This window comes from Dysgonomonas sp. Marseille-P4677 (assembly GCF_016652235.1).
Lineage (GTDB): Bacteria > Bacteroidota > Bacteroidia > Bacteroidales > Dysgonomonadaceae > Dysgonomonas.
In genome coordinates, this window is the sequence record NZ_JAEPKU010000190.1 from 1 (window position 1) to 5,453 (window position 5,453).

A 5,453-nucleotide genomic window follows, 5' to 3' on the forward strand; every position below is an offset into this window, starting at 1 on the left:
ATTATACAATAATTAGTCAACATGTTTTTCTATTTATAACTATGATTGTATACTGTAACTATGCAGCTGGCTTATCTGACTGCATAATTACACTACAAGACAAATATGAGCTGTACTCTAAATATATAATCTTGATTAAAAAGATTAATAAAAGCAGCTATTTCGGATTAATGTGACTAACATTGATTTATAATGAGATGTAAATAATTGTACTGGAAACTAAATTTAGTCATATGGGTGAGAAAAATCTTTTTGATAGTCTTGAATATATTACCCGCGATCTTGAAAAAAAAAGATTGGCAGACGTATTCCGTTTTGTTTCATTCAAGCCTTTTGAGAAATATGGACCGCATGAACATCTGCGTATTGAAATCAATTTTGTGAAGAAAGGAAGTTGTATTGTTCGTATGCATGACGAAAGTGTCAGTTTCAATAAGGATGAAATGATGATAATATGTTCTAATGTGAATCACTCTTTTGAAGCGGGAGCGGAAGGGGCTACATTGATGCAGTTGGAGTTTTTACCTGATGTCTTTCTTCGCCTTGATACTTTCAATGAGAGTACAACAAAAGAGTTGACCCCGGCTACAATTTTTTCGGAAAAAAACCGATTGATAAAGATTGTCAACAATGTACGTATCATGAGGTCTGTTCAACGTATTGTGAATGAGTTGAATGTAAAAAGCAAGTATTACCAGTATTTGGTCATCATGTATTATGCTGAACTGCTTATTCTCATATTCAGGCATCTGGATGAAACATACCTCCCTATTTGTACTAATGATACCTTGCGTAAGGCTATTAATTTTATCCGTACTAATTATCGCTCGGATATCAATGTCGGAGATATAGCAAAACATACCGAAATAGGAGAACGCTACCTGCGGAAGTTATTCGCTCAAAATCTGAGCATATCCCCGTTGGATTATCTGAATCAGATACGTATTGATAAGTCGATAGAATTGCTAAGAAATACTGAATTATCCGTAAAAGAAATAGCTTTTGAATGTGGTTATCAGTCCCCACAATATTTTTCAAGAATATTTAAACAGCGTGTTGGAATATCGCCACGGGAGGTCGGTAAATAGTAGTTCCGTATTTTACACTATTTGCTCTTTTCTGACCCTTATTACATACGTTACGAGCCTTAATAAATAGAGAGAAATGATATATGAGAATTAATTTTGTATATAATAACTAAAAAAAAAATGATTATGCATGAATGGAATAATGATAAAGAACTCTTTAAATTGATAAAGAAAGAATTATATACCGCGGTGGTTGGTGATATAATGGATAAATTAGGTTATCTGCACCAGTTTCTTCCTGCTCAAATACGTCCACTGCGAGACGATATGTTTGTTGTAGGCCGTGCTATGACCGTACTCGAAGCTGATGTCTCTGAACATACGGACGAAATAGGTAATAATCCCATATTGAAAAAATCGTTCGGGCTCATGCTTGAGGCTCTTGATGATTTGAAGGAAGATGAAATATATGTATGTTCGGGTTCATCTCCGGGTTATGCTGTATGGGGAGAGTTGATGAGTGCTCGGGCAATGCAGTGTAAGGCTGCTGGCGCTGTTGTAAATGGATTTTCCAGAGATACAAATGGTATTCTGGATCTTAACTTTCCATGTTTTTCTTATGGTCCTTTTGCACAAGATCAGGCTCCACGTGGTAAGGTAATCGATTTCCGTGTCCCTATTCGGATGGATGGGGTGGTCATTAATGACGGGGATATATTGATTGGTGATATTGACGGAGTATGTGCCGTTCCAAGAAATATTGAGACAGAAGTTTTTACAAAAGCATTAGAGAAAGCCAGAGGAGAAAAAATGGTTTTGAAAAAAATACAGGAAGGAATGAAAGCCCGTGATGCTTTTGATAAATATGGGATTATGTAAGATAACATAACTCTTAAATCTGATTAAAATGAAAATTATTGATGTAAAAGTTTGGCTTGTACAGGGCATAAAATACAACTGGACATTATTAAAAATTTATACAGATGAAGGCTATACTGGAGTTGGTGAGGCTACAAATTGGCCTGGTAGTCCGGTCGTATATCATGCGGCAGAACATTTGGGTAAAACTATAATAGGACTAGACCCAATGAAGACAGACTTTATTTGGACCAAGCTTTACCGTGATTTTAACTGGATAGGTCCTTATGGTGCCAGCATGTGTGCGATAAGTGGGATAGATATGGCTTTGCTGGATCTGAAAGCGAAAGTGTTGAATGTGCCTTGTTATGAATTATTGGGAGGAGCGTATCGCAAAGATATTCTGCTTTATGCAAACTATTGGTTTACAGGGGGAGGTCATAATCCTGAAGACTATGCTCGTCAGGCAAAAGCTGTTAAAGATGCAGGATTTACTGGGCTAAAGTTTGATCCGTTTGCACATACTAATTATTTCTACGGGGAAGATCTTAAATCTAACTTGACACTTACTTCCCATCAACAGAATCTGGCATATGATGTGTCTGCGGCTGTACGCGAAGTAGTTGGTAAGGATTTTGATATTATGATAGAAACACATGCAATGCTTAATTACCACATTGCGGTGAAAATGGCTGAACGCCTCTCCAAACTGGATATAGCATGGTATGAAGAACCTGCCGGTCCTGAAAGCTCAGGTACGTTACGGGCTATGCGTGAAAGAATACCTTCAAATGTATCTATCTGTGTAGGAGAACGCCACTATACACGTTTTGGTATCCGGTCTCTTCTCGAAAAACACGTATGTGATGTAATAATGCCTGATATAACACGTTGTGGCGGACCGTCCGAAATGAAAAAGATGGCAACTATGGCTGAGGCATATAATGTATTGATTGCTCCACATAATCCTAACGGGCCGCTATCTACATTGGCATCGGCGCATGTCTGTGCTTCAATTCCTAATTTCTTCAGACAGGAGTTTATGTTCAACGATGTACTATGGCGTGACAATATAATCGATAATCCTATTGCTGATATGGTATATGATGGGCATCTTCATTTGTCAGAAAAACCGGGACTTGGAGTTGACCTCATTGAGGCGGAAATGGAAGCACATCCTGGAATTGTATCTAATCCTCCTAATAACTTTTATATTTAATCCTATGAGTTTAGAAATTAATTTCAAAGATAGAGTTGTTCTTATAACTGGGGTTTCTTCAGGCATAGGATTAGGCACAGCCAAAGAATTTGCCCGCGCAGGTGCCCATATTTCTGGATGCTCGCGTAAAAAAGAAGATGAAGAAAAGATACAAGAATTTCGACAAGCTGTGGATAATGCCGGTGGTCAGTCTTTATATACTCAAGCTGATGTAACTAAAGACAGAGACCTGAAAACTCTTGTTAAAAAAACTATTCAGCATTTTGGACGGCTTGATATATTAGTGTCTAGCGCTGGAATGAATGTTTTTGAAGGAGCGGCTGGATGTACGGAAGAAAGATGGCAATATAATATTGATTTGAATTTGACTTCTCACTGGAGATTAGCCAAACTTTGCAAGCCGTATCTTGAACAGTCAAGTAATGGAGTAATCTTACTAATGACGTCCAATCATGCTTATTCCACCATTCCCGGTTGTTTTCCATATAATGTAACAAAAACGGCTATCACCGGACTTGTTCGCAGTCTGGCTATAGAGTGGGGACCTTCTATTCGTACCGTTGGGCTGGCACCTGGATTTATCGATACAGCCGGCAATGATACATGGTTCGAGTCATTCCCCGATGCTTTAGCGGAACGGGAACGCACAATTAACCTTCATCCGGTAAAGTGTATCGGTACAGTAGAGGAAGTCGGTTCTTTATGTGTATATCTTGCATCTCCTTTGGCCCGTTTTATCAGTGGTACCACAGTGTTAATGGACGGTGGGAGATCAGCCTTAATGCAGGATACTGAATAATAGATGAAAGCAAAACTTTTATATAAATCGCAAGATATTATTGGGGAAGGCATTATCTGGCTTCCCTATTCAAAAAAAATATTATGGGTAGATATTGAATCCTGTATTTTACATGAATATGCATTGTATAAAGGTTCGTATCAGTGCCATAAGTTTCCTGATATGATTTCATCTGTTATATTGTTAGGTTGCGAAGAACGAGAGGTACTGCTAACAATGCGGGATAGGATAATCTGTTACAATTTGCAAAAGAAAATATATACAATATTAACTCAGTTTGACTTTATTGACCTTGGATTTCGTATCAATGACGCCAAAATTTCTCCTGAGGGACGCATATGGTTTGGTGTGATGCACATGGAAAATCATAATCGTACAGGTTGCCTGTATTGCCTGAATCCTGATTTATCGACTAATAAGGCTTTAGATTGTCAGTGCATTCCTAACGGTATAGTCTGGAACAAAACAGGCGATAAGATGTATTACGCCGATTCTGGACGAGGGTGTATTGAAGAATTTTTATATGATAAAGAACGGGGTTCTATTCTTTTTAACCGGGTAGCCATCTGGGTCCCTACTGAATTAGGTATACCGGATGGTATGATAATAGATAAAGACGGGCTGTTATGGGTAGCTCAATGGGGTGGCTTTGGTGTATATATCTGGAATCCTGAAACAGGTGAATTAACAGGTAAAGTTGAAACACCTGTACCAAATGTGGCTTCTTGCACTTTTGGGGGAAAGTATAATGATACTCTATTGATAACTACGGCACGAAGTGGATTGTCAGAATTAGAAAAAGAAAAGTATTCACAGAGTGGGGGACTATTTTATTATCAGATAAAGACATAATTTTAAGTGTTTTCAAATCATATATATTTAGGAAACCATTACAGATCAACGTAAAAAGTTTAATGGATAATGTCTTGGTTGCACTACACGTATATTGAAAAAGTTAATTTTGATTTAAATACTTTCCATAATCTTATCAGAGTAAGTAATTGAAATATAATCAACATCTTTTAAAAATCGGGGAACCCTGTTTCATGTATACTTCTTTCAAAAGCTACTTGCTCTCCCACTAAAGACTCAAACATATAATGCACTCCCGTTATATTAGCTTGTTTTGCTGTAAAGAGAATATTTCAGACCTTTTATGTTCTAAATTTGTGATTTTTATATTGGTGGTTAAATCACATGTAGTGTGTTATTTATGCAAATGAAATTGGAGGGTATTTGTCTGAAAAGTGTAAATTTTCAAAAAAAATAGTCAAACAACTTGCGAAATTGAATAAAAGCAGTATCTTTGCATCCGCAATCCGAGAGAGGGTTTTGATCTAAAAGTTATTGTCCTATTAAAGTATTTATTTTTTATAAAGTATTATTTTTGTAAAACTTCAGTATTAATAATGTTAGGCGATTGTTAGATGAATAGATAGATATGTGAATATAAATTATTGATATATAGTTCTTTATGGAGAGCTGTGTAAGCTGTGCCTGGGACTACCGGTATTAAGTTTCAAGATTATCAAGTTTTAAGATTTCAAGA

The 5,453-nt window shown here is 36.8% G+C and carries 5 protein-coding genes; all 5 read left to right on the plus strand.

Features of this window, described 5'->3' with window-relative positions; translation table 11 throughout:
* Positions 1-233: 233 nt before the first annotated feature.
* The 5 genes from JGH11_RS18715 (at position 234) to JGH11_RS18735 (ending at position 4,756) form a co-directional block, all read left to right on the plus strand.
* Positions 234-1,088, plus strand: coding sequence for an AraC family transcriptional regulator (locus JGH11_RS18715; protein ID WP_201114344.1), 855 nt, complete (start codon positions 234-236; stop codon positions 1,086-1,088).
* A gap of 126 nt (positions 1,089-1,214) precedes the next feature.
* Positions 1,215-1,907 carry an RraA family protein gene (locus tag JGH11_RS18720; protein WP_201114346.1) on the plus strand — a complete coding sequence of 231 codons (693 nt, stop codon included), beginning with the start codon at positions 1,215-1,217 and terminating at the stop codon, positions 1,905-1,907.
* A gap of 28 nt (positions 1,908-1,935) precedes the next feature.
* Entirely contained in the window at positions 1,936-3,105 is a 1,170-nt protein-coding gene (locus tag JGH11_RS18725) for a mandelate racemase/muconate lactonizing enzyme family protein (RefSeq protein ID WP_201114347.1), read from the plus strand.
* 4 nt (positions 3,106-3,109) lie between these two features.
* Positions 3,110-3,904, plus strand: a complete 795-nt coding sequence (locus JGH11_RS18730) for an SDR family NAD(P)-dependent oxidoreductase (protein WP_201114348.1) — start codon at positions 3,110-3,112, stop codon at positions 3,902-3,904.
* A gap of 3 nt (positions 3,905-3,907) precedes the next feature.
* On the plus strand, positions 3,908-4,756 hold the full coding sequence (locus tag JGH11_RS18735; protein ID WP_201114349.1) for an SMP-30/gluconolactonase/LRE family protein: 849 nt from the start codon (positions 3,908-3,910) through the stop codon (positions 4,754-4,756).
* Positions 4,757-5,453 lie beyond the last annotated feature (697 nt).